The organism is Streptomyces sp. JL2001 (assembly GCF_050917515.1).
Taxonomy (GTDB): domain Bacteria; phylum Actinomycetota; class Actinomycetes; order Streptomycetales; family Streptomycetaceae; genus Streptomyces.
The window spans coordinates 7217430-7240753 of the sequence record NZ_CP169421.1; the positions used below are offsets into that span (position 1 = coordinate 7217430).

The window sequence follows — 23324 nt, forward strand, 5'->3', positions numbered from 1 at the left end:
CGCTTGCCGCGCCCACATCCCCGTGGGAGCCTGTCCCGCCGCGGACACGCCGCCGGCACGACGAGGGAGGTCTGCCGTGCCCGGGCGGTTCGCCGAGGAGACCGTGACCACACACCGGGGCGGGATCCGTGGAACGGTCGTCGACGGGATACACGTCGCCCTCGGCATCCCCTACGCCCGACCGCCCTTCGGAGCCCGGCGCCTGCGCGCGCCCGCGCCCGTGCCGCCCTGGAGCGGGGTGCGCGACTGCACCCGTTTCGGGCCCGTCGCCCCGCAGTCGGCCGAACTTCCCGGCGCTCCGGCCTGGGACCCACGACAGGAGGACGTCCTCAGCCTCAACGTCTGGTCCCCCGTGGGCGAGCCGGGACGCGGACTGCCGGTGCTCTTCTGGATCCACGGAGGTGCCTACACCTTCGGCTCCTCCGCCCAGCCCGACTACGACGGCACGGCACTCGCCCGGGCCGGCCTGGTGGTCGTGACCTGCAACTACCGCGTGGGATTCGAGGGGTTCGGCCATGTGCCCGGACTTCCCGACAACCGCGGTCTGCTCGACCAGATCGCCGCCCTGCGCTGGGTGCGGGAGAACATCCGTGCCTTCGGTGGCGACCCCGGCAACGTGACGGTGGCCGGGCAGTCCGCCGGCGGCGGCTCCGTCGCCTGCCTGATGGCCGGCCACCGCGCCGGCGGCCTCTTCCGCCGCGCCCTCGTGCACAGCGTTCCCGACGCCTACTTCCCCCGGGAGTTCGCCGCCGCCCTCTCCCGCGAGGTCGCCGGGGCCGCCGGAGTCCCGGCGACGGCGGAGGCCCTCAGCGCCGCCGACCCGCAGCGCCTCGTCGAGGCGTCCGACCAGGTCGCTCGGCGGTACGCCGCCGACCCTCTCGCCGGCCCCCTGCACTACGACACCGTGCTCTACGGCCCCGTCCTCGACGGCGACCTGCTGACCACCGAACCCGTGGAAGCCCTCGCCGCCGGCGCCGCCACGGAGGTGGACCTCCTGGTGTGCCACACCACCGAGGAGTACTGGCTGATGCACGAGGTCGGCAGCATGCCGCCGGTCACCACCGACGACGGTCTCGCCCGCTACCTCGCGGACCAGCGGCTGCCCCCTCGGCTCGCCGCCGACTACCGCTCCCTCATGCCCCACGCCTCCGTGCGGGACGTCTTCCTCGCGATCGCCGGCGACGCCGTCTTCGCCACCCACAGCGTCCGCCTCGCGGAGGCCCACACCCGCGCCGGCGGACGCGCCCTGCTCGCCCGCTTCGACCGGCGCCGCACCCGTCCCGACGGCAGCGCCGTACGCGCCTGGCACGCCGCGGACGTGCCCTTCGCCTTCGGCACCCTCGACGCCGAGGGCATCGACTTCCTCACCGGCGGTCCCGCCGACGCGGACGACCGCGCGCTCTCGCGGCGCATGGTCCGCGCCTGGGCCGACTTCGCGACGAGCGGCGACCCGGGCTGGGCCCCGCTCGGCGCCAACCGCACCCCGGCGGACGTCCACGTCTGGAGCGTTCCGCACGACCGCGCCGAGGGCGAACTCCCGGCCCACGCCCGGTGGCGGCACCTCCGGGCCGACGCCGTGCACCTGCCGTGACAGCGGCCGGAGGGACCGGCACCCCGGGGCGACGCGCCGCCGCGACCCCGTCGGCCGTCCCGCCACCCGGTCACGCGATGATGGGTACGGGCACGCCCGACGTGCGGTGTCGCACCGCCGACGCGCCGCCCCGGCACGAGTCACCACGCGGTACGCCGACGCGCCGCACCGGCGCGCGGCAGGAGAGGGAGAGACCCTGATGGACGTCCGGCACTTCGAGCGCATCCACGCGTTCATCGAGGCACGCCTCCGCCCGCTCTTCGACGCCGAGACGGGCAGCGAGCACGGCTTCGGCATGGACGACACCTCCCGCGCGCTGCGCGCGCTCCTCGGCACCGTCAAGGCCGCGGCGGCGGTCAAGGGCCTCGCAGAGCAGCGGGCGACGGCCGAACCCACCCTGCGTCACATCATCGACCAGGCCCTGGAGCACAACTGGGACGTCCTGCGCGGCGTCGCGCGCAACTGGGAGGACCACCCGGACTTCGTCCGGGACTTCAAGCGGCACGCCTGGGAACTCGAGGCGCCCGCGGACTCCCCGGCTCCCGGGGCCCCCGCCACCGTCTGAGTCCCGCCGCCCTCACCCCGCCTCGGCCGGCACGACCCGGGCCGCCGGCGGGGCGGGCGCCGTCCCGGCCCCGCCCGGCCGGTTCCTCGACGCCGCCCGTGCCCCGGCCCGCCCTCCCGGCCCCCCTCGCGGCAGAATGGCGATCATGCTCCTGTCCTTCCTGCCCGTCCTCGAGCGCATCGCCGAGGAGATCGAGGATCTCGCCGGGCGCGGCCGCCCCGCCGACTACATCCCGGCGCTCGCCGCCGCCGACACCCGCCGCTTCGGGATGGCCGTCGCCGAACTCGACGGGACCGTGTACGGCGTGGGGGACTGGCAGGAGCCGTTCTCCACCCAGTCCGTCACGAAGGTCTACACGCTCGCCCTCGCCCTCGCCCGCGAGGGCGACATCCTCTGGGAGCACGTCGGCCGGGAGCCGTCCGGCAACCCCTTCAACTCGCTGGTCCAGCTGGAGTACGAGAACGGCATCCCCCGCAACCCGTTCATCAACGCGGGCGCCCTGGCCGTCACCGACCAGCTCCACCAGCTCACCGGGGACGCCTCGGGCACGCTGCTCGACTTCCTCCGGGAGGAGAGCGGCAACCCGGACCTCGACTTCGACCGCGACGTCGCCGCCTCCGAGACCGACCGGGGTGACCGCAACGCCGCGCTCGCCCACTTCATGGCCTCCTACGGCAACATCGCGAACCCCGTGCCGACACTGCTGCGGCAGTACTTCCGCCAGTGCTCGATCGCGGCCTCGTGCGCGGACCTCGCCCTCGCCACCGGCTTCCTCGCCCGCCACGGCATCCGGGCCGACGGCTCACGCCTGCTGACCCGCAGTCAGGCCAAGCAGGTCAACGCGGTGATGCTCACCTGCGGCACGTACGACGCGGCGGGGGACTTCGCCTACCGGGTGGGTCTGCCCGGCAAGAGCGGGGTCGGCGGCGGCATCATCGCCGTCGTCCCCGGCCGCTGCACCGTGTGCGTCTGGAGCCCGGGACTCGACGAACGAGGCAACTCGGTGGCGGGCGTCGCGGCCCTCGACCGCTTCACCACGATCACGGGCCTGTCCGTCTTCTGATCCACGGACCGGATCCGGATCCGCCGGCGGCGGACGGCGCGCCCCCCCGGACCCGCGGCGGCGCCGTCGGCACGACGGTCTCAGCCCTGCGCGGGACGCAGCACGAGGAACGGACCGCGCTGCTCGTCGCCGTCGGGGGACCGCCACCCGGCCGTGACATGGCCGAGGACCTCGCCGTCCGGCTCGCCGCCGGGCCGCAGCACCCGCCGCACCTCGACCGTGACACCCGGTGTGCCCGCCACGTGCAGGAAGGTCGCGTCCCCGCCCTGGGTGACCGAGGACGCCACGTCCCCCGCCGGGCCGAGGACGACGCCGGACCCGGCCGGTGTGAGAGCGGGCACCACCGAGCGGTCGTGCACTCCGGTGTCGTTCTGCGCCTGAGGCTCGGCGCGGCCCCGGAGCAGGGCGAGCAACTGCGCGACGGCCACCGGGTCGTGGGTGCCGTCGTAGATCCAGCGGGTGCCCAGCACCCCGTGCTCGGACGTACCCACCAGGGCGTGGTCCGCCCCGTCGAGCGGCGTTCCGCGGTAGCCGAGGGGCACGAGGTACGCGACGGGCCGATCGGCGGAGAGGTCCCTGACGACCATGAACTCGATCCCCACCTCGCCGTCCGGGTCGTCGAGCCGGAACCCGCCGGCCTTGACCGGCTCCGGCGGCTTCCCGTTGCCGATGTACCAGGACTGGGAGGGCAGCCAGGAGGCGAGGAGCTCCAGCTTGCCGGGACTCATGGTGGTGTGGTGAATGACGGCCATGCCTGCTGAACCTCCCCGCCGCCCGCGAGGTTCCCGGGAGCCGCGCAAGATCCGGAAGACGAAGAGGTGGACGTCGCCGTCAGGCCCGGGGGAGGGCGCGAGCCCGGCAAGGTCTTGCGGCCACGCCCGGACAGCCCTCAGACGAGCGGGACCGCCCGCGACGGCACGTCGTGCCGCTGCTGTCCGCCGCTCGCCACCATGCGCACGTTGCCGGCCTCGTCGATCTCGGCCTGGACGATGCCGGTCTCGTCGGCGTAGACCGGGTGCCCGCCGGCTCCCTTGCGGTCGGTTCGGGAGACCACGATGGAGTCGCCCGAGACCGGGAAAGTCAGCTCGTAGCGTTCGATACGTCCCATACACCCTTTATACCGACGGATGGCGCCGCGGGCCGAGCCATACCCGAGCAGAGGATCCCAGGATCCCGGCCCCCACGGCCGGCCACGGCGAGCCCGGCACACCGCCGGACACCCGGAAAACAAGCACCCGGCGCCCGAGGACGCCGGGTGAATCCCGGTACTACGCGCCGCTCGCGGCGAAAGCCGCGGTCGGGGGGAGACTCCCGTGTCAGCGGGCGTCCCGCTTCGCCTGCTTCTCGGCGTTCTTCTCCTTGATCCGCACCGTCTCCTTGCGGACCTCGGCCTGGGTGGCACGCTCCTTCTGGAGCCACTCCGGGTTCTCGTTCTTGAGCGCGTCGATCTGCTCGGTGGTGAGGGGGTCCGTGACCCCGCCCCGCGCGAGGCCCGCGATCGAGACGCCGAGCTTCGCCGCCACCACCGGGCGGGGGTGCGGGCCGGTGCGTCGCAGTTCCACCAGCCACTCGGGCGGGTTCGCCTGGAGCTCGTTCAACTCGGTGCGCGAAACGACACCCTCCTGGAATGCGGCGGGGGTGGCTTCGAGGTACACACCCAGCTTCTTCGCCGCGGTCGCGGGCTTCATCGTCTGGGCGGTCTGGTGCGACGTCATGCCGTCAAGGGTATCGAGCATGTGCGCTACCTCTGACCACGGCCAGTAAGCTGGCCGAGTGACCAGCTCCGTAGAATCCCCGTCGTTCCGGCTCGCCTACGTCCCCGGAGTGACGCCCACGAAATGGGTGCGGATCTGGAACGAGCGACTGCCCGAGGTCCCCCTGACCCTCGTCGGCGTCCCCGCCGCCGAAGCGCCCGACATGCTCCGCGCCCGCGACGCGGACGCCGGATTCGTGCGGCTGCCGATCGACCGGACGGACCTCAGCGCCATCCCGCTCTACACCGAGACCACCGTCGTCGTGATCCCCAAGGACCACGCCGTGGCCGCGGTCGAGGAGGTCTCCGCCGCGGACCTGGCCGAGGAGACCGTGCTGCACCCCCTCGACGACACCCTCGACTGGGAGCGGCTGCCGGGACGGCCGGCGCTCGAGCGCCCCGCCACGACGGCCGACGCGATCGAGCTCGTGGCCGCCGGCATCGGCGTCCTCGTCGTCCCCCAGTCGCTGGCCCGCCTCCACCACCGCAAGGACCTGACCTACCGGCCGGTCCTGGACGCCCCCGAGTCCCGCGTCGCCCTGTCGTGGCCGGAGGAGGAGACCACGGACCTGGTGGAGGAGTTCATCGGGATCGTCCGCGGCCGTACGGTCAACAGTACCCGGGGCCGCCGGCAGAACCCGGCGGAGTCCGCGCGCAAGGGCTCCGAGGCGGGCGGCGCCGCCCGCAAGCCAGGGTCCGGCAAGACCGGCGGGAAGACCACCGGCAAGACGGGCGGACGGCCCGGCGGCGGGAAGCCGACTCCCGGCCGCGCCTCGCGCGGCGGCTCGGGCGGAGCCAAGGGCGCCAAGCGCGGCAAGCCCCGCGGGCGCGGCTGACCTGCCCGGCCCGGCCTTCTCCGCATCCCACGCACGGTCGGAGGGCCCTCCGGACCGAGCACGCGGCGGCGGTACGGTGGCCGGAAGATCCTTTCCGAAGGGGGGAGTGGCGTGACCATGCGACTGTTCGAGGACCTCGACCGGACGGAGTCCGTACGGTGACCACCGCCGAGGAGTCGCACGTCCTCCTGCGCACCGAGGGCCGGGCCGGATTCATCACCCTGAACCGGCCGAGAGCCATCAACGCCCTCACCCACGCCATGGTGCTCCGTATCGACGCGGCGCTCACCGCCTGGGAGCACGACCCGGCCGTCGAGACGATCGTCATCGAGGGCGCGGGGGAACGCGGACTGTGCGCCGGCGGCGACATCCGCGCCATCCACGACGACGCCCGCGCCGGCGGCTCCGCCTCCGTCGACTTCTGGCGAGACGAATACCGCCTCAACGCCCGCATCGCCCGCTTCCCCAAGCCGTACGTGGCGTTCATGGACGGCATCGTGATGGGCGGCGGCGTCGGGGTCTCGGCCCACGGCTCCGTCCGCGTCGTCACCGAACGCTCCCGCGTCGCCATGCCGGAGACGGGCATCGGCTTCGTCCCCGACGTGGGGGGTACGTACCTGCTGAGCCGTACCCCGGGCGAGCTCGGCACCCACCTCGCCCTCACCGGCGCACCTGTCGGCGCGGCCGATGCGCTGCTCGCCTGCCTTGCGGACCACTACGTCCCCTCGGAGCACCTGCCCGGCCTGGCGGACGAACTGACCCGGTCTCCCGCGCACGAGGCACTGTCCCGGTTCGCCCAGCCCGCGCCGGCCGGAGATCTGGCCGCGCAGCGCGACTGGATCGACGCCTGCTACTCCGCGGACACGGTGGAGTCCGTCATCGACCGCCTGACGGATTCCGGCGTGACCGAGGCGAAGGAAGCGGCGACCACGCTGCTCGCCAGGTCGCCCGTCGCCCTCAAGGCCACCCTGGCCGCCCTGCGCCTGGCCCGGTCCCTGGACTCGCTGGAGGACGTCCTCGACATGGCGTTCCGTCTCTCCTGCACGGCACTCCGTTCCCACGACCTGATCGAGGGAATCCGGGCCCAGGTCGTCGACAAGGACCGCAACCCCCGGTGGAGCCCGCCCACGCTCGCGGCGGTGACGGAAGCCCATGTCGCCCACTACTTCGGCGACTGACCGGACGAGCCGCGGAGCCACCGGCTCCGCGACTTGACCCGCGCCGTCCGAGTCCGTAAGGTCCTCCGAGTTGCCACGGAACCGTACGGCTCTGCGGCCGCAACTCCCGCCGCTCACGCGGCAACCCCAACACCAGCACGATCTCCCTCCGGGATGTATTTCGGCCTGCCCGAATTCATTTCCGTTTTCGGGATTCGGCGGCCCGATGCGGGAAGCGCCGGAATGATCCGCTAGAGTTCGGGACGTCGGAACGGCCCAACGGCCGCAATGACAGAACCCGCTGACTGGGAATCAGGCCGGAAACGGTCTGATAGAGTCGGAACCGCCGGAAGGGCCCGGAGCGAAAGCGCCAGGCACGGAAAGCACCGGGAAAATCGGATGGAAAGTCTGATAGACTCGAAAATGCAAGACCGAAGGGAAAATGCCCGGAGGAAAGCCCGAGAGGGTGAGTACGAAGGAAGCGTCCGTTCCTTGAGAACTCAACAGCGTGCCAAAAATCAACGCCAGATTAGTTGATACCCCGTCCATCTTCGGATGGTCGAGGTTCCTTTGAAGTCCTACTGGCCCTTGTGGCAGGTAGGCAAAAAACACAGCGAGGACGCTGTGAACGACCGGTCCTATTCCGACTGGTCGTTCCGCTCTCGTGATGTGTGCACCCGATTACGGGTAAACATTCACGGAGAGTTTGATCCTGGCTCAGGACGAACGCTGGCGGCGTGCTTAACACATGCAAGTCGAACGATGAAGCCCTTCGGGGTGGATTAGTGGCGAACGGGTGAGTAACACGTGGGCAATCTGCCCTTCACTCTGGGACAAGCCCTGGAAACGGGGTCTAATACCGGATAACACCGGCTTCCGCATGGAAGCTGGTTGAAAGCTCCGGCGGTGAAGGATGAGCCCGCGGCCTATCAGCTTGTTGGTGGGGTAATGGCCCACCAAGGCGACGACGGGTAGCCGGCCTGAGAGGGCGACCGGCCACACTGGGACTGAGACACGGCCCAGACTCCTACGGGAGGCAGCAGTGGGGAATATTGCACAATGGGCGAAAGCCTGATGCAGCGACGCCGCGTGAGGGATGACGGCCTTCGGGTTGTAAACCTCTTTCAGCAGGGAAGAAGCGAAAGTGACGGTACCTGCAGAAGAAGCGCCGGCTAACTACGTGCCAGCAGCCGCGGTAATACGTAGGGCGCAAGCGTTGTCCGGAATTATTGGGCGTAAAGAGCTCGTAGGCGGCTTGTCACGTCGGGTGTGAAAGCCCGGGGCTTAACCCCGGGTCTGCATCCGATACGGGCAGGCTAGAGTGTGGTAGGGGAGATCGGAATTCCTGGTGTAGCGGTGAAATGCGCAGATATCAGGAGGAACACCGGTGGCGAAGGCGGATCTCTGGGCCATTACTGACGCTGAGGAGCGAAAGCGTGGGGAGCGAACAGGATTAGATACCCTGGTAGTCCACGCCGTAAACGTTGGGAACTAGGTGTTGGCGACATTCCACGTCGTCGGTGCCGCAGCTAACGCATTAAGTTCCCCGCCTGGGGAGTACGGCCGCAAGGCTAAAACTCAAAGGAATTGACGGGGGCCCGCACAAGCAGCGGAGCATGTGGCTTAATTCGACGCAACGCGAAGAACCTTACCAAGGCTTGACATATACCGGAAAGCATTAGAGATAGTGCCCCCCTTGTGGTCGGTATACAGGTGGTGCATGGCTGTCGTCAGCTCGTGTCGTGAGATGTTGGGTTAAGTCCCGCAACGAGCGCAACCCTTGTCCTGTGTTGCCAGCATGCCCTTCGGGGTGATGGGGACTCACAGGAGACCGCCGGGGTCAACTCGGAGGAAGGTGGGGACGACGTCAAGTCATCATGCCCCTTATGTCTTGGGCTGCACACGTGCTACAATGGCCGGTACAAAGAGCTGCGATGCCGTGAGGCGGAGCGAATCTCAAAAAGCCGGTCTCAGTTCGGATTGGGGTCTGCAACTCGACCCCATGAAGTCGGAGTTGCTAGTAATCGCAGATCAGCATTGCTGCGGTGAATACGTTCCCGGGCCTTGTACACACCGCCCGTCACGTCACGAAAGTCGGTAACACCCGAAGCCGGTGGCCCAACCCCTTGTGGGAGGGAGCTGTCGAAGGTGGGACTGGCGATTGGGACGAAGTCGTAACAAGGTAGCCGTACCGGAAGGTGCGGCTGGATCACCTCCTTTCTAAGGAGCACAGTACCGATTGCAGGCAAACGTTCTGCACGGTCAGCTCATGGGTGGAACGTTGATTAGTTGGCGTGAGTGATTTGAAGGTCTTCCTAGTACTGCTTCGGCGTGGAACGGAAGGGACGGACGGTGGCTCACGCTTGGCACGTTGTTGGGTGTCTGAGGGTACGGCCGTAAGGTTTGTATCTTCGCGATGCCGGCCCCAGTGAACTCGCCACGTTGTGGTGGGGTGATGGGTGGCTGGTCGTTGCTTGAGAACTACACAGTGGACGCGAGCATCTGTGGCCAAGTTTTTAAGGGCGCACGGTGGATGCCTTGGCACCAGGAACCGATGAAGGACGTGGGAGGCCACGATAGTCCCCGGGGAGCCGTCAACCAGGCTTTGATCCGGGGGTTTCCGAATGGGGAAACCCGGCAGTCGTCATGGGCTGTCACCCATGCCTGAACACATAGGGCATGTGGAGGGAACGAGGGGAAGTGAAACATCTCAGTACCCTCAGGAAGAGAAAACAACCGTGATTCCGGGAGTAGTGGCGAGCGAAACCGGATGAGGCCAAACCGTATGCGTGTGATACCCGGCAGGGGTTGCGCATACGGGGTTGTGGGATCTCTCTTTCACAGTCTGCCGGCTGTGAGGCGAGTCAGAAACCGTATGAATAGGCGAAGGACATGCGAAAGGTCCGGCGTAGAGGGTAAGACCCCCGTAGCTGAAATTCATACGGCTTGCTTGAGAGACACCCAAGTAGCACGGGGCCCGAGAAATCCCGTGTGAATCTGGCGGGACCACCCGCTAAGCCTAAATATTCCCTGGTGACCGATAGCGGATAGTACCGTGAGGGAATGGTGAAAAGTACCGCGGGAGCGGAGTGAAATAGTACCTGAAACCGTGTGCCTACAAGCCGTGGGAGCGTCGCTCATTGGGTTTACCCAATGGGTCGTGACTGCGTGCCTTTTGAAGAATGAGCCTGCGAGTTAGCGGTGTGTAGCGAGGTTAACCCGTGTGGGGAAGCCGTAGCGAAAGCGAGTCCGAATAGGGCGATTGAGTTGCACGCTCTAGACCCGAAGCGGAGTGATCTAGCCATGGGCAGGTTGAAGCGGAGGTAAGACTTCGTGGAGGACCGAACCCACCAGGGTTGAAAACCTGGGGGATGACCTGTGGTTAGGGGTGAAAGGCCAATCAAACTCCGTGATAGCTGGTTCTCCCCGAAATGCATTTAGGTGCAGCGTCGTGTGTTTCTTGCCGGAGGTAGAGCACTGGATAGGCGATGGGCCCTACCGGGTTACTGACCTTAGCCAAACTCCGAATGCCGGTAAGTGAGAGCACGGCAGTGAGACTGTGGGGGATAAGCTCCATGGTCGAGAGGGAAACAGCCCAGAGCATCGACTAAGGCCCCTAAGCGTACGCTAAGTGGGAAAGGATGTGGAGTCGCAGAGACAACCAGGAGGTTGGCTTAGAAGCAGCCACCCTTGAAAGAGTGCGTAATAGCTCACTGGTCAAGTGATTCCGCGCCGACAATGTAGCGGGGCTCAAGCGTACCGCCGAAGTCGTGTCATTGCAGCAATTAAGCCCCAACGGGTGCTGTGATGGGTAGGGGAGCGTCGTGTGCCGGGTGAAGCAGCCGCGGAAGCGAGTTGTGGACGGTTCACGAGTGAGAATGCAGGCATGAGTAGCGATACACACGTGAGAAACGTGTGCGCCGATTGACTAAGGGTTCCTGGGTCAAGCTGATCTGCCCAGGGTAAGTCGGGACCTAAGGCGAGGCCGACAGGCGTAGTCGATGGACAACCGGTTGATATTCCGGTACCCGCTTTGAAACGCCCAATATCGAGCCCATTAATGCTAAGGCCGTGAAGCCGCCCTGGAGCCTTCGGGCAAAGGGGAGTGGTGGAGCCGCTGACCCAAGATGGTAGTAGGTAAGCGATGGGGTGACGCAGGAAGGTAGTCCAGCCCGGGCGGTGGTTGTCCCGGGGTAAGGGTGTAGGCCGTGTGATAGGCAAATCCGTCACACATTAAGGCTGAGACCTGATGCCGAGCCGATTGTGGTGAAGTGGATGATCCTATGCTGTCGAGAAAAGCCTCTAGCGAGTTTCATGGCGGCCCGTACCCTAAACCGACTCAGGTGGTCAGGTAGAGAATACCGAGGCGTTCGGGTGAACTATGGTTAAGGAACTCGGCAAAATGCCCCCGTAACTTCGGGAGAAGGGGGGCCATCACTGGTGATCGGATTTACTCCGTGAGCTGGGGGTGGCCGCAGAGACCAGCGAGAAGCGACTGTTTACTAAAAACACAGGTCCGTGCGAAGCCGTAAGGCGATGTATACGGACTGACGCCTGCCCGGTGCTGGAACGTTAAGGGGACCGGTTAGTGACCTTTCGGGGTTGCGAAGCTGAGAACTTAAGCGCCAGTAAACGGCGGTGGTAACTATAACCATCCTAAGGTAGCGAAATTCCTTGTCGGGTAAGTTCCGACCTGCACGAATGGCGTAACGACTTCTCGACTGTCTCAACCATAGGCCCGGTGAAATTGCACTACGAGTAAAGATGCTCGTTTCGCGCAGCAGGACGGAAAGACCCCGGGACCTTTACTACAGTTTGATATTGGTGTTCGGTTCGGCTTGTGTAGGATAGGTGGGAGACTTTGAAGCCGTGACGCCAGTCATGGTGGAGTCGCCGTTGAAATACCACTCTGGTCGTGCTGGATGTCTAACCTCGGTCCGTGATCCGGATCAGGGACAGTGTCTGATGGGTAGTTTAACTGGGGCGGTTGCCTCCCAAAGGGTAACGGAGGCGCCCAAAGGTTCCCTCAGCCTGGTTGGCAATCAGGTGTTGAGTGTAAGTGCACAAGGGAGCTTGACTGTGAGACCGACGGGTCGAGCAGGGACGAAAGTCGGGACTAGTGATCCGGCGGTGGCTTGTGGAAGCGCCGTCGCTCAACGGATAAAAGGTACCCCGGGGATAACAGGCTGATCTTCCCCAAGAGTCCATATCGACGGGATGGTTTGGCACCTCGATGTCGGCTCGTCGCATCCTGGGGCTGGAGTCGGTCCCAAGGGTTGGGCTGTTCGCCCATTAAAGCGGTACGCGAGCTGGGTTTAGAACGTCGTGAGACAGTTCGGTCCCTATCCGCTGTGCGCGTAGGAATATTGAGAAGGGCTGTCCCTAGTACGAGAGGACCGGGACGGACGAACCTCTGGTGTGCCAGTTGTCCTGCCAAGGGCATGGCTGGTTGGCTACGTTCGGGAGGGATAACCGCTGAAAGCATCTAAGCGGGAAGCCTGCTTCGAGATGAGTATTCCCACCTCCTTGAGAGGGTAAGGCTCCCAGTAGACGACTGGGTTGATAGGCCGGATGTGGAAGCCCAGTAATGGGTGGAGCTGACCGGTACTAATAGGCCGAGGGCTTGTCCTCAGTTGCTCGCGTCCACTGTGTTAGTTCTGAAGTAACGAACTCGCCCCTTGTCGGCTGGAGTTTGTTTATTTCATAGAGTTTCGGTGGTCATAGCGTTAGGGAAACGCCCGGTTACATTCCGAACCCGGAAGCTAAGCCTTTCAGCGCCGATGGTACTGCAGGGGGGACCCTGTGGGAGAGTAGGACGCCGCCGAACAATCATTGTGGGAAAGCCCCGCACCTTATGGTGCGGGGCTTTTCTGCGTTCCGGACCCGGCCGCGGACCGGCGAGAGGCGCTGCGACGTGCCGAGTGCGGCGTGATCCCGGAAGAGAAGGGGGTTTCGACGGAGGTCTCGCGCGCCGGTCAGCAGGTTCTGGAGGTCCGCGCGCAATCCCCTTGCGCAATGGTCAAGGATCGTTGACCATTGCGTGCATGCCTACCGATGACCTTCCCGAGACGCTGCACGTCACCACGGACGAACAGCTGCGCGCCGTCTCCAACCTCACGCGCCACCGGATCATGGCCGTGCTCCGCTTCGAGCCCGCGACGATCACGCAGATCGCCGAGCGGGTGGGCCTGGCGAAGGGGAGCTCCAGCTATCACGTACGGCTGCTGGAGCGGGCCGGCCTGGTGAAGGTGGTGCGGACGCGAAAGGTGCGGGGTGTCACCGAGCGGTACTACGCGATGGCCGCGCGGTCGATCGCGCTGCCGGATCCGGGCGAGGGTGGGCCGGATGTGCTGATGCGCCATGCGGTGGCGGACCTGGAGGCGTCGCCGGTGGACGACCGGCACGTACGGATGGCGCATCTGCGGCTCACCGAGGAGCAGTTCGCGCAGCTGGGTGCGCGGCTGCAGGCACTGGCGGACGAGTACCGGGAGCTGTCCGATCCGTCGCTGCCGGACGCGTCACTCGTCTTCGCACTGTTCCACCCGGCATCGCGCGAGCAGGCCCAGGGGGGCGCCAAGTGACCTCGGACGTACGGAAGTTGCCGACCGGGTTCGGACGGTTGTGGACCGCGCAGACGGTGTCCTCGCTCGGTGACGGGGTGTCGCATGCCGCGCTGCCGCTGCTCGCGTTGACGTTGACGCGGGAGCCGATGGCCCTGGCCGTCGTCGCGGCCGCCGGGACGCTGCCGTGGCTGCTCTTCGGGGTGCTCGGCGGTGCGCTGGTGGACCGCTGGGACCGCCGGCGCACGATGTGGGTCATGGACGCGGCGCGTGCGGTGCTGCTCGTGATCCCGGCGGCAGCGGCCGCGCTCGACGTGCTGAGCATTCCGCTGCTGGCGGCCGTCGCCTTCGTGCTCGGCCTCGGCGGACTCTTCTTCGACACGGCAGCCACGGCCTATCTGCCGGATCTGCTCGGCCGCGACCCCGCACTCCTGGAGCGCGCCAACTCACGCTTGCGCGGCGCCCAGACCGCCATGTCCGGCTTCGCGGGGCCGCCTGCGGGCAGCGCGCTGCTCGCGCTCGGGCGGGCGGTTCCGCTCCTCGCCGACGCGGTGTCGTTCCTGGTGTCCGCGCTGCTCGTACGGACGCTGCCCGCCATACCGCGGCCCGTGCCGGAGGTCCGCGAGTCGCTGCTCCGGCAGGCGCGTGCCGGGGCCTCGTACGTCTTCCGGGACCGGTTGCTGCTCGGGCTCGCGCTCCGCCCGGCGGTCGGGAACGTCGCCTTCCTCGCCGTGGAGACCGTCCTCGCCCTCTTCGCGCACGACCGGCTGGGCATCGACACCTACGGTTTCGGCCTGCTCCTCACCGCGGAGGCCACCGGCGGTCTGCTCGGGGCGGGCATCGCCTCCTACCTCGGCCGGCGACTCGGCACCGGCACAGCGCTGACCTGTACGGCCGCAGTCGAAGGGCTTGCCATCCTGGGCCTTGCCGCTGCCCCGAACCCGTACGTGGCCGGGCTGGCGCTCGCCGTCTGCGGCGCCGGCATGGGCGCCACGATGGTGCTCGGGCCCTCCCTCCGGCAGGCGATCGTCCCGGCCCACCTCATGGGCCGGGTCGCCTCCACCTCCCGCATGCTGGCCATGTGCGCCGCACCCATCGGGGCCTTCCTCGGCGGCTGGCTGGCCACCGCCTACGACATCCGCACCCCGCTCTACGCCGCCGCCGTCCTCCTCCTGGCGATGACGGCCGTCACGGCATCCATGACCGGCAACCGACGGGTGGAAGCGGCGCTGCGTGCCGCCGCCCCGGCCGGCGGTCCGGAACGCCCGGCATCCAAGGCTCCCGTCCGGGAGAGCGCACCCGACTCGTCGTGACGCCTGCCGCGAAGGCGTCACGACATGTCTGGTGGCGGACCCCGCCGTGCTCGCCGGGGGACGGGCGTATGCCCTCGCCGCCCTCACGGACCGGCGGATCCCGGGTTCGGTCTCAGGGAAGGACCAGCCACCGGCGGCCGTCGAGGAGCTCGCGGGCCGCGTCCAAGTGGCCCGCGTGGCACGCCGTTTCGGTGATGACGTGCAGCAGCACGTCCCGCAGGCTGTGGAGATGGGGCTCGCCGAAGAGGTGATGCGGCCACCACGCCAACGGAGTGTCCGGCGGCAGCTGTTCGGCCACCGCGTCGGCGAGCGTCGTCTCCGCGCGGTAGCGGTCGAGCACCTCCTGCGCGGAGACGCCGGGAGCCACCTGCCAGGCGTCGGCCGCGTCGTCCAGCGCCGCGATCACCTTCTTGTCGCCGGCGACCACCGCACCGAACCAGAACCGCTCCACGTCGAGCGCGAGATGCTGCACGAGACCCAGGCACGTCCAGCCGGACGGCAGGGCCGGCTGCCGCAGGGCACGCTCGTCCAGGCCGTCGACGATGCCGAGGACGTGGCGGCGCTGGGACGCGAGGGCGGACAGGAGCGCCCGGACCTCGACGTCCGGTGCGGTGGCAGCGGTCACCGTGCGATCTCCCAGATGTGACCGGCGGGGTCCTGGAAGCTGGCGGTCCGCACACCCCAGGGGCGGTCCACGGGGCCGTTCAGCAACGTCACCCCGCGGGCCGTCAGCTGCTTGCACATCGCGTCCACGTCGTCGACCGGAAGCGTGAGCTGGAGGCGTGCCCCGGCCGCCGGATCGGCGACCCGGGCGGGCTCGATCAGCTCGCCCGCGGCCGGGATCTTCAGCAGGTTGACGAGGATGTTCCCGAAGCCGAACACGGCCGAGTCCTCGTCCTCGAAGGTCACCGGAAGCCCGAAGACCTCCTCGTAGAAGCTCTTCGTGGCCTCGAGGTCCTCGGCGAAGAGGGTGACGACGCTGATGTTCCGGGGCCAGGTGGGATCGCTCTGCGAAGAAGTCACGCTCCGAAGGATCTCCGACCCGGCGGACCGTGTACAGGGGGACCGGCGCGCGAGGCGCAGGGGGCGCCGAGGGCTCGCGCCCGTGGCGTCGGCAGGGGACCTCAGGGATAGAGCCGTACGTCGTCCGTGTACTCCCGGGCCCGGTCCCGGACGAGCTGGGGCAGGGTCCCCGCCGCCAGGTCGGCGAGTGTCGTGCCCTCCAGGACCTGGCGCAGGCTCGTGCGGACCGCGCGCCACACGTCCGGCATCGGCGCCGCGGCGCCCTGGTACTCCAGGCCCGTCAGTTTCAGGTCGCGCACGCTGACGAGGGGGCCGTCCATCGCGCGGATGACGTCCGCGAGGGTGATATCGCCGGCAGGGCGGCTGAGGCTGTAGCCGCCCTCCGGGCCGCGCGCGCTCCGCACCAGCCGCGCCTGGCGCAACTCGCTGAGGACGACGAAGAGGAAGCGGACGGGGATGTCCTGGCGGGCCGCGATGTCCTCCGCCTTGAGGGGACGGTCCGGGGAGCAGGCCAGTTCGGCCATCGCCCGGACCGCGTAGTCCGTTCTTGCTGAGATCCTCACCGGCTCAATGTCTCACGGTCGGCGCGAATGCGTCCTTCCGCGGACACCCGGTTCGTCCACCCGTGCGCGGCCGATGCGCGCTTTCTCGCCAACGTCATTCGGGGATGCGCGCGTTGTCGGCGAGGCGGGGTTGTCACTGCACATTGTTCATCGACATAGTGAACTTCGCCCGGCGGCCGACGCCGGGCACGAGCGCGATCCGCTCGGCGGCCCGTCACGGTCGCACGCGTCGGCGCACGACCCTCGGCAGTCCGTCCCACCCCTGACCAGCCTTTGCTCGGAGGTACCCGTGGTGACCGCTCATCCGCGATCGACCGTGGCAGTCGTCGGCGCCGGCGCGGCAGGAGCGCTCGTCGCCGTCCAGCTGTGCGAGGCGGCCGCCCGCCGGCGCACCCCGATCGACCTGCTGCTCATCGACCCGGCCGCGGAGGCGGGCCGGGGCACCGCGTACGCCACCGAGGTCCCCGAGCACCGGCTGAACGTCCCGGTCGGCGGCATGAGCTGCTATCCGGACGACCCCGGCCACTTCCTGCGCTGGCTCTGCCGGCACGGCGAATCGGCCGTCGACGCCACCGACTTCGCCTCCCGGTACCGGTTCGGCTCCTACCTGGCCGACACCCTCGGGCGGGCCATCATCACCGCCCACGGCACGGTCGCCGTGCGGCGGCTGCGGACCAGGGCGACGCGCTGCACCGAGGCCGCCGACGGACGCGTCACCCTCGCCCTCGCCGACGGGGGCGCGGTGACCGCCGACAGCGTGGTCCTGGCGACCGGCCCGGCCGCGGGCGGAGCCGGCTGGGCACCCGCCGGACTCACCGCCTCCGAGCGCTTCGTCGGGCGTCCGTGGGCGCCGGGCGCGCTCGACGCGGTGGGGGAGCGCGACGACGTCCTGCTCGTCGGCACCGGGCTCACCGCGGTCGACCTCGCCCTCGTCCTGGACCGGCCCGGCCGTACGGTGCACGCCGTGTCGCGCAGCGGGCTGCTGCCCCGGCCGCACGCCGTCGCCCCGCTGCCGCCGGTGCCCCCGCCCCCGGGGCTGGAGGACCTGCCGCTCAACCGGCTCCGTACGGCCCTGCGCCGGCACTTCGCGGCCTGCCTGCGCGACCACGGCGACTGGCGGCCCGCCCTCGACGGGCTCCGGCCCCGGATCGCCGGGCTGTGGCAGGGCCTCGGGGACGACGAACGGGCCGAGTTCCTCGGCCGCGACGCCACCCGGTGGAACGTGCACCGGCACCGGATGGCTCCGGCCACCGCGGAGACCGTCGCCCGGCTGCGGTCCGCCCGCCGGCTGCGCGTGCACGCCGGACGGATCGCCTCCGCCACGCCCACCGCCGAGGGCGGCCTCGCCGTCGGGCTCGCGGACGGCCGGGAACTGCGGGTCGCGTGGGTCGTGGACTGCACGGGACCGGGCCTGCGGGCCGAGGGCGCCGGCGACCCGCTCTGGAGCGGGCTGCTGGCCGACGGCCTCGCCGCGCCCGGCCCGCTGGGCATCGGGGTGGCCACGGACGCCGGCCGGCTCGTCGACGTCCGGGGGCGTGCCGGGCGGCAGCTGTACACCCTCGGCTCGCCCCGCCGCGGCGAACTGTGGGAGACCACCGCCATCCCGGAGATCCGCGCCCAGGCCAAGGAGGTCGCCGAGGCCGTCCTCGCGCCGTTCACGCCAGCCCACCGGGCCACCCGCCGCCGGCCCACGGACCAGTTCGGCCTGCCGCTGTCCACGCACGCCGCCGCGGCGTCGTCCTTCCGCAGCGGCCTCGCCCGGGTCGTCACCGTGCGGGCGAAGGCGGTGGAGGCGTTCGCGCGCGCCACCGAACTGGACCCCGGCTTCGCCCTCGGGCACGCGGCGCTCGCCCTGCTCGGCCACGAGTCCGGTGCGGACGTCGACGTCGCCCGGGAACTCGCCGACGCCCAGCGCAGCGTGCGGGAACGCGGCGACGAACGGGAGCGCTCCTTCGTCGACGTCGTCACCCGCCGCGTCGCCTCGCACACGGCGACCGGCACCGGCGCGGACCGCGACGGTGACACGGCGCTCATCGACCACCTGGACCGCTATCCCGGCGACGCCTTCGCGCTCAGCATCGCGGTGCCGACGATCGCCTTCGCCGGCGTCGGTGACCTCGACGGCACGCTGGCGCAACGGCTGGTCGAACGGACCGCGCCGGCGTACGACGGCCACTGGTTCCACACCTCGCTGCTCGCCTTCCTCCGCCAGGAACAGGGGCGCATCGACGAGGCCGGCGCACTCGCCCGGGTCGCCCTCGCCGCCGAGCCCGCGTCCGGCCACGCCGTCCACGCCCTCGCCCACGTCCACTACGAGTCCGGCGACCACCGCGTCGGCCGCGACTGGCTCGACGGGTGGATCGGCGGCCAGGGGCGCGGCGCCGTGCACCGTGCGCACTTCTCCTGGCACGTGGCACTGCACGAACTCGCCCTGGACGACGCGGCGGCCGTCCGCCGCCGCTGGCACTCGCAGCTCGCACCGCGCCAGGTGACCGGGGTACGGGCGCTGGTGGACTCGGGATCGCTGCTGTGGCGGGCCCACATGTCCCGGAACTGGACGGGGCGCGTGCCCGTCGACGGCGTACTGGACGCGGTCTCCCGCGACCTGGTCGAACGGCCCGCGACGGCGTTCACCGCCCTGCACGGCGCCGTCGCCCTCACCGCCGCCGGGGACCTGCCCGCGCTGCGCCGGCTCCGTACGCACGCCGCGGGCGCCGACGCCGTCCAACGGGAGGTCGTCGTCCCGCTCTGCCGCGCCCTGGAGGCCGTGCTGGAGGAACGGTGGACCGCGGCGGCACGCGAACTCCGCGGCCTGCTGCCCTCCCTGCGGCGGGTGGGAGGCAGCGCCGCACAACGCGAGGTGGTCGAGGAGACGCTGCTGTACGCGCTGGTGCAGGGAGGCCAGAGCGACACCGCCCGCGGGCTCCTGGAGGAGCGCCTGGACCGGCGGGAGTCCCCGCTCGACCGGCGCCGGCTGGTCGACCTGGACGCACCCGCCCGTGGGGCAGGGCGGGCCGGTGGGCCCGGGTCCGGCACGGCCGGCGGCCCGGAGGCGCCGGACCGAGCCGAACTGGCCGTCGTGCGCGGCTGACCGCCGGCCGGCGGACCGCTCCACGGCTCCCGGGCACCGGCCGCCGTCCCGCACGGCGGGACGGCGTCGCTCCCGAACCCGCGGATCGTCATACTGACCCCTCTTGATCACCACCACGCCACAGGAGGAGTCATGGCCGCCACGTTCAAGACCGTCATCGAGGTGGGTCCCGAACACCTGGAACAGGCCCGCGGCATCGAGCGGCGGTTCCAGGAGTCCATCGCGCCCGCCACGGTCAACTTCGACTTCGACAACATCCGGGACGCTGCCGCGGCTATCCCGGACAGCGACATCGTGAAGATGGTCCGCGGGTGGGGACTGCAGGAGGAGGCCCCCGTCCTGGTCATGGTCCTGTCCCTGAAGGAGGCCGTGCGGCAGGCGCTCCCCGAGGAGTTCGCCGCCGCCGGGTTCTGGGACACCGTCGAGCGGGAGCTCGCCGGCGCCTTCACCGGGCTCGCCGCCCAGGAGGGCGAGCCGGGCCTGTCGTACTACGAGGAGGGCGCGGACCGCACCGCCTACTACCGGGACCTGTTCTTCGCCCTGCAGGACGCGGAGACCGGCGACCACCTGTACGCGATCGCCTTCTGCATCGACGTGACCGTCGGCCTGGACAAGGCCGGGGCGGGCGCCCTGGAACTCACCGACGTCGCCCCGTACACGATCCGGCTCAACGCGATCGTGGTGCGCCAGCGGCTGCTCGCCGCCGTCCGCCCCGCTGCCTGACCGGTGTCCGACCGACGGTGACGCCGTCGCGGCCACGGCCGCGCCGCTCCGTCCTGTCCACCCCGCACCGGCCCGCCGTCCCGGGCCGGCCCCGCTCCTCCGCGTGCCCGCGCCGCGCCCGACATGAGCGGTCGGGAGCCGACGGTCCCGCCCGGTGGGAGCCGGGTAACTAGACTGGGCCAATGGCGAAATACTTCGACGTGCATCCCGAGAACCCTCAGCGGCGCGTCATCAGCGGCGTGGCCGACAGCATCCGCTCCGGTGCGCTGGTCGCGTATCCCACGGACTCCTGCTACGCGCTGGGAAGCCGGCTGGGCAGCCGTGACGGGATCGACCGGATCCGTTCGATCCGCAAGCTCGACGACCGGCACCACTTCACCCTGGTGTGCCAGAACTTCGCGCAGCTGGGCCAGTTCGTGCACGTCGACAACGACGTGTTCCGCGCGGTGAAGGCGGCGACGCCCGGCAGCTACACCTTCATCCTGCCCGCGACGAAGGAAGTACCGCGGCAGCTGCTGCACCCCAAGAAGAAGACGGTCGGTGTCCGCATCCCCGACCACGCCGTCGTCCAGGCCCTGCTGGAGGAGCTCGGCGAGCCGCTGCTCTCCAGCACGCTGCTCCTGCCCGACGAGGAGGAGCCGCTGACGCAGGGCTGGGAGATCAAGGAACGACTCGACCACGTGGTGGACGTCGTCCTCGACTCCGGTGACTGCGGCACGGAGCCGACCACCGTGATCGACTTCTCGGGTGGCGACGTCGAGATCGTCCGCCGGGGTGCGGGCGACACGAGCCGCTTCGAGTAGGCGCGAGGCGTCCGGCCCGTCGTCGCGCCCGCGCGTGTCCCGCGGCGCGGCGGGGCGGGCGACGGAACGGGACCGGCGGGCGACGGAACGGGGCCGGCGGCGGATCAGCGCGGGTGGCGTCCCGGAGGATCGTCTCCGGCGGGCGGGGCGACCAGTGCCGTGGACCGGTGCGAGCGGCGCAGGGCGTCGGCCACGAAGCCCGAGGCCTTCAGCTCCTCGACCACCGCACGGAGGAAACGGACGGTCTCCGGACGTCGTGCGACCGTCGTGCCCACGGCCTGCCGGATCTGCATGAACCGCTCCTCGATCAGCCGCACTTCGGGGTGCCGAGCGACGAACTCCGTCATCGGCTGCCGGATGCCGGCCGCGACGTCCAGACCCTCGGCGAGGAACGCGTCCACGCCCTCCGCCCCGCGCACCACAGCGGCGTGCCGCAGCGTACGCGTCAGGAACAGGTCGTATGCCGACCCCTCCTTGACCCCGATCCGCACACCTTCCGCGTCGACGTCGGCGACCGTCCGCAGGGCCGAGTCCCGGGGCACCGCGTAGACCCCCTCGATCACGACGTACGGCGCCGAGAAGGCGACGTCGGCCTCCCGGGCCGGCTCGACCGCGAGGAAGCAGAGGTCCGCCCGGCCCGTCGCCATCGCCTCGTACGACTTCCGTGCCGCGTCGAAGCAGACGAACTCCACGGGGACGCCGAGGCGGGCGCCGATCTCCCGGGCGAGGTCGACGGTGAAACCGGCCGGCTCCGCCGGGGTGCCCTGGGCGAGCACCGGATTGCCCAGGTTGATCGACGCCCGGAGCACGCCGGTGGGGGCCAGGTCCTCGGCGACGCCCACAGGAACGATCTTCATGGAGCGGAGTGTAGGCCGTGCGGCCGGGCCATGGTCCGGCGGGCGCCCGGGGCCTCGGCCGGCCGCCGTGAGGACCCGGCCGGACGGGTTGATTCCGGGGTGGAGGGTCTGCTTCCGTGGACCCCGGACGGCGCAGTCGACTCCCTCGCGTCCGCTTCGCCCGCCGCTCCGTCCGCCGGCGCTCCGGCCGGCCTGCCGGGCACCGTCGATGCAGGTCAGAGGCGCTGTGAGGCCGGCTTCGGAGAGGTGGCGGCACAAGGCCACAGTCGCCTGCCGGACAAGATCGTCCACTTGGTGAGACGTCGGATCAGGGCTCGTTCCGGGCATTCACGAAGCCGTGTCCTCGGCTTCGTTTCAGGTTCTGTTCTGGGAGCCGCCGGGGCTGCATACTGTCCTCCTTCGCACTGGTGCGGAAGCGTCTCACCTGCCTGTTTGTGTATCCGGCAGGACGCTCGGCATCCGGCGACCACCTCACCCGTTCCGTGCCGGGCATCGGCCGGGATGACCCCTGCGCGTGAAAGACCCGAGGTTCCGTGCCAGTACCTGTTGTCCTTGCCGGGCGCACCGTGCGCCTGGAGCCGCTGGCCATGCGCCATGCCGAGGGCCTCGCGTGGGCCGGCGCACTGGACCGTGCCGCCTATGCCTACACACCGGTGCCCGACGGCCTGGACGCGTCGTGCGACTACATCGCCCGCGCCCTGACCGATCAGGCGGCGGGCAGGGCGCTGCCGTTCGCCATGGTGAGCACGGCGGACGGACGCGTGGTGGGGTCCACCCGCTTCCTCGAACTCGACTACTGGCGCGGCCCGCTGGTGTGGCCGCCGACCACCGGCGTGCCGCACGGTGACCCGCTCACGTCCGTGCCGGACGCCGTCGAGATCGGCAACACCTGGATCTCCGCCGAGACGCGGGGGTCGGGGATCAACGCCGAGTCGAAGCTGCTCATGCTCCGGCACGCCTTCGAGACCTGGGGCGTCCGGCGCGTGACGATGCGGGCCGACGCCCGGAACCTCCGCTCGCGCGCCGCCATCGAACGGCTCGGGGCCACCTGCGAGGGGGTCCGCCGGGCTCATTCCCGCGGCCTGGACGGCGTGGTGCGGGACACGGCCTTCTACTCGGTCCTCGACGAGGAGTGGCCGGCCGTCCGCGACATGATCCAGCTCCGGCTGTCCTCGCCGCGGATGGTGGGAGTGCTCGACCGCGCCTATCCGGGGGAGTACCAGGAGCACGGCGGCGGGAGCGGGCAACTGCTCCTGACGTGACGTGACGTGACGTGACGTGACGTGACGTGACCCGGCCTGACCTGGCGCCGCGGCCGGGGCCGGCGGCGGATCGGAGTGCCCCGACCCGCCGCCGGTCCGGTCCGGACCGGCGCGCGCGAGTCGGCCTCCGCCGGCTCGCGCGGCGCGGCTCCTTGCCCAGGGAC

At 69.8% G+C, this 23324-nt stretch carries 18 protein-coding genes and 3 rRNA genes; 14 read left to right on the forward strand and 7 right to left on the reverse strand.

The features are described 5' to 3' along the window. The first annotated feature begins 103 nt into the window (after positions 1–103). The 3 genes from ACE1OA_RS32240 to ACE1OA_RS32250 all read left to right on the forward strand — a co-directional run bounded on the left by ACE1OA_RS32240 (position 104) and on the right by ACE1OA_RS32250 (position 3219). Positions 104–1591 (forward strand): carboxylesterase/lipase family protein, encoded by a 1488-nt coding sequence (locus tag ACE1OA_RS32240; protein ID WP_432753799.1) that lies wholly within the window; start codon positions 104–106, stop codon positions 1589–1591. A gap of 199 nt (positions 1592–1790) precedes the next feature. Further along, positions 1791–2156, forward strand: a complete 366-nt coding sequence (locus ACE1OA_RS32245) for a hypothetical protein (RefSeq protein ID WP_356607049.1) — start codon at positions 1791–1793, stop codon at positions 2154–2156. A gap of 136 nt (positions 2157–2292) precedes the next feature. Then, complete coding sequence (locus tag ACE1OA_RS32250) at positions 2293–3219, forward strand: glutaminase (protein ID WP_356607051.1); 927 nt, start codon at positions 2293–2295, stop codon at positions 3217–3219. A gap of 80 nt (positions 3220–3299) precedes the next feature. Here ACE1OA_RS32250 and ACE1OA_RS32255 read toward each other — a convergent pair whose 3' ends face one another. The 3 genes from ACE1OA_RS32255 to ACE1OA_RS32265 form a co-directional block, all read right to left on the reverse strand. Further along, a complete protein-coding gene (locus tag ACE1OA_RS32255) occupies positions 3300–3971 on the reverse strand; it encodes a maltokinase N-terminal cap-like domain-containing protein (RefSeq protein WP_386542447.1) in 672 nt (223 codons plus the stop codon). A 137-nt stretch (positions 3972–4108) separates the two neighbouring features. Then, on the reverse strand, positions 4109–4327 hold the full coding sequence (locus ACE1OA_RS32260) for a DUF6296 family protein (protein ID WP_356607055.1): 219 nt from the start codon (positions 4325–4327) through the stop codon (positions 4109–4111). 208 nt (positions 4328–4535) lie between these two features. Continuing rightward, positions 4536–4934, reverse strand: coding sequence for a DUF5997 family protein (locus tag ACE1OA_RS32265; protein WP_356607057.1), 399 nt, complete (start codon positions 4932–4934; stop codon positions 4536–4538). A gap of 58 nt (positions 4935–4992) precedes the next feature. On the opposite strand from ACE1OA_RS32265, the gene ACE1OA_RS32270 reads away from it, so the two are divergent. The 7 genes from ACE1OA_RS32270 (at position 4993) to ACE1OA_RS32300 (ending at position 14838) form a co-directional block, all read left to right on the forward strand. Beyond that, positions 4993–5808, forward strand: coding sequence for a LysR family substrate-binding domain-containing protein (locus ACE1OA_RS32270; RefSeq protein WP_356607059.1), 816 nt, complete (start codon positions 4993–4995; stop codon positions 5806–5808). A 158-nt stretch (positions 5809–5966) separates the two neighbouring features. Further along, the gene (locus ACE1OA_RS32275; protein ID WP_432753800.1) at positions 5967–6986 is read left to right on the forward strand and encodes an enoyl-CoA hydratase/isomerase family protein; all 1020 of its coding nucleotides are present in this window, start codon (positions 5967–5969) and stop codon (positions 6984–6986) included. Positions 6987–7659: 673 nt separating this feature from the next. Further along, positions 7660–9185, forward strand: a 16S ribosomal RNA gene (locus tag ACE1OA_RS32280). Between the two features lie 286 nt (positions 9186–9471). Continuing rightward, positions 9472–12596: ribosomal RNA gene (locus ACE1OA_RS32285) — 23S ribosomal RNA — on the forward strand. A gap of 79 nt (positions 12597–12675) precedes the next feature. Further along, positions 12676–12792: ribosomal RNA gene (rrf, locus tag ACE1OA_RS32290) — 5S ribosomal RNA — on the forward strand. The 16S, 23S and 5S rRNA genes sit together here, the layout of an rRNA operon. Before the next feature lie 217 nt (positions 12793–13009). Continuing rightward, positions 13010–13546, forward strand: coding sequence for an ArsR/SmtB family transcription factor (locus ACE1OA_RS32295; RefSeq protein WP_356601684.1), 537 nt, complete (start codon positions 13010–13012; stop codon positions 13544–13546). Next, on the forward strand, positions 13543–14838 hold the full coding sequence (locus tag ACE1OA_RS32300) for an MFS transporter (RefSeq protein WP_384873652.1): 1296 nt from the start codon (positions 13543–13545) through the stop codon (positions 14836–14838). The genes ACE1OA_RS32295 and ACE1OA_RS32300 overlap by 4 nt, the downstream gene beginning before the upstream one ends. A gap of 112 nt (positions 14839–14950) precedes the next feature. On the opposite strand, the gene ACE1OA_RS32305 is transcribed toward ACE1OA_RS32300, so the two are convergent. The 3 genes from ACE1OA_RS32305 to ACE1OA_RS32315 all read right to left on the reverse strand — a co-directional run bounded on the left by ACE1OA_RS32305 (position 14951) and on the right by ACE1OA_RS32315 (position 16424). Next, the gene (locus tag ACE1OA_RS32305) at positions 14951–15463 is read right to left on the reverse strand and encodes a DinB family protein (protein ID WP_356601682.1); all 513 of its coding nucleotides are present in this window, start codon (positions 15461–15463) and stop codon (positions 14951–14953) included. Beyond that, complete coding sequence (locus ACE1OA_RS32310) at positions 15460–15861, reverse strand: VOC family protein (RefSeq protein ID WP_356778576.1); 402 nt, start codon at positions 15859–15861, stop codon at positions 15460–15462. The genes ACE1OA_RS32305 and ACE1OA_RS32310 overlap by 4 nt, the downstream gene beginning before the upstream one ends. A gap of 101 nt (positions 15862–15962) precedes the next feature. After that, positions 15963–16424, reverse strand: a complete 462-nt coding sequence (locus tag ACE1OA_RS32315) for an RrF2 family transcriptional regulator (RefSeq protein WP_432753801.1) — start codon at positions 16422–16424, stop codon at positions 15963–15965. Positions 16425–16713: 289 nt separating this feature from the next. On the opposite strand from ACE1OA_RS32315, the gene ACE1OA_RS32320 reads away from it, so the two are divergent. The 3 genes from ACE1OA_RS32320 (at position 16714) to ACE1OA_RS32330 (ending at position 21041) form a co-directional block, all read left to right on the forward strand. Further along, the gene (locus tag ACE1OA_RS32320; RefSeq protein WP_432753802.1) at positions 16714–19515 is read left to right on the forward strand and encodes an FAD/NAD(P)-binding protein; all 2802 of its coding nucleotides are present in this window, start codon (positions 16714–16716) and stop codon (positions 19513–19515) included. A gap of 132 nt (positions 19516–19647) precedes the next feature. Then, entirely contained in the window at positions 19648–20238 is a 591-nt protein-coding gene (locus tag ACE1OA_RS32325) for a Type-2Aa cytolytic delta-endotoxin (RefSeq protein ID WP_356601678.1), read from the forward strand. A gap of 182 nt (positions 20239–20420) precedes the next feature. Further along, positions 20421–21041, forward strand: a complete 621-nt coding sequence (locus tag ACE1OA_RS32330; protein WP_356601677.1) for an L-threonylcarbamoyladenylate synthase — start codon at positions 20421–20423, stop codon at positions 21039–21041. Between the two features lie 104 nt (positions 21042–21145). Here ACE1OA_RS32330 and ACE1OA_RS32335 read toward each other — a convergent pair whose 3' ends face one another. Further along, the gene (locus ACE1OA_RS32335) at positions 21146–21898 is read right to left on the reverse strand and encodes a transporter substrate-binding domain-containing protein (RefSeq protein ID WP_432753803.1); all 753 of its coding nucleotides are present in this window, start codon (positions 21896–21898) and stop codon (positions 21146–21148) included. 533 nt (positions 21899–22431) lie between these two features. Here ACE1OA_RS32335 and ACE1OA_RS32340 point away from each other — a divergent pair. Further along, entirely contained in the window at positions 22432–23160 is a 729-nt protein-coding gene (locus ACE1OA_RS32340; RefSeq protein WP_356601675.1) for a GNAT family N-acetyltransferase, read from the forward strand. The last annotated feature ends 164 nt before the right edge of the window (positions 23161–23324 follow it).

Coding starts and splice junctions, on each gene's coding strand:
- ACE1OA_RS32245 (WP_356607049.1), top strand. CDS start 1,791: ATGGACGTCCGGCACTTCGAGCGCATCCACGCGTTCATCGAGGCACGC.
- ACE1OA_RS32250 (WP_356607051.1), top strand. CDS start 2,293: ATGGCGATCATGCTCCTGTCCTTCCTGCCCGTCCTCGAGCGCATCGCC.
- ACE1OA_RS32255 (WP_386542447.1), bottom strand. CDS start 3,971: ATGGCCGTCATTCACCACACCACCATGAGTCCCGGCAAGCTGGAGCTC.
- ACE1OA_RS32260 (WP_356607055.1), bottom strand. CDS start 4,327: ATGGGACGTATCGAACGCTACGAGCTGACTTTCCCGGTCTCGGGCGAC.
- ACE1OA_RS32265 (WP_356607057.1), bottom strand. CDS start 4,934: ATGACGTCGCACCAGACCGCCCAGACGATGAAGCCCGCGACCGCGGCG.
- ACE1OA_RS32295 (WP_356601684.1), top strand. CDS start 13,010: ATGCCTACCGATGACCTTCCCGAGACGCTGCACGTCACCACGGACGAA.
- ACE1OA_RS32325 (WP_356601678.1), top strand. CDS start 19,648: ATGGCCGCCACGTTCAAGACCGTCATCGAGGTGGGTCCCGAACACCTG.
- ACE1OA_RS32330 (WP_356601677.1), top strand. CDS start 20,421: ATGGCGAAATACTTCGACGTGCATCCCGAGAACCCTCAGCGGCGCGTC.
- ACE1OA_RS32335 (WP_432753803.1), bottom strand. CDS start 21,898: ATGAAGATCGTTCCTGTGGGCGTCGCCGAGGACCTGGCCCCCACCGGC.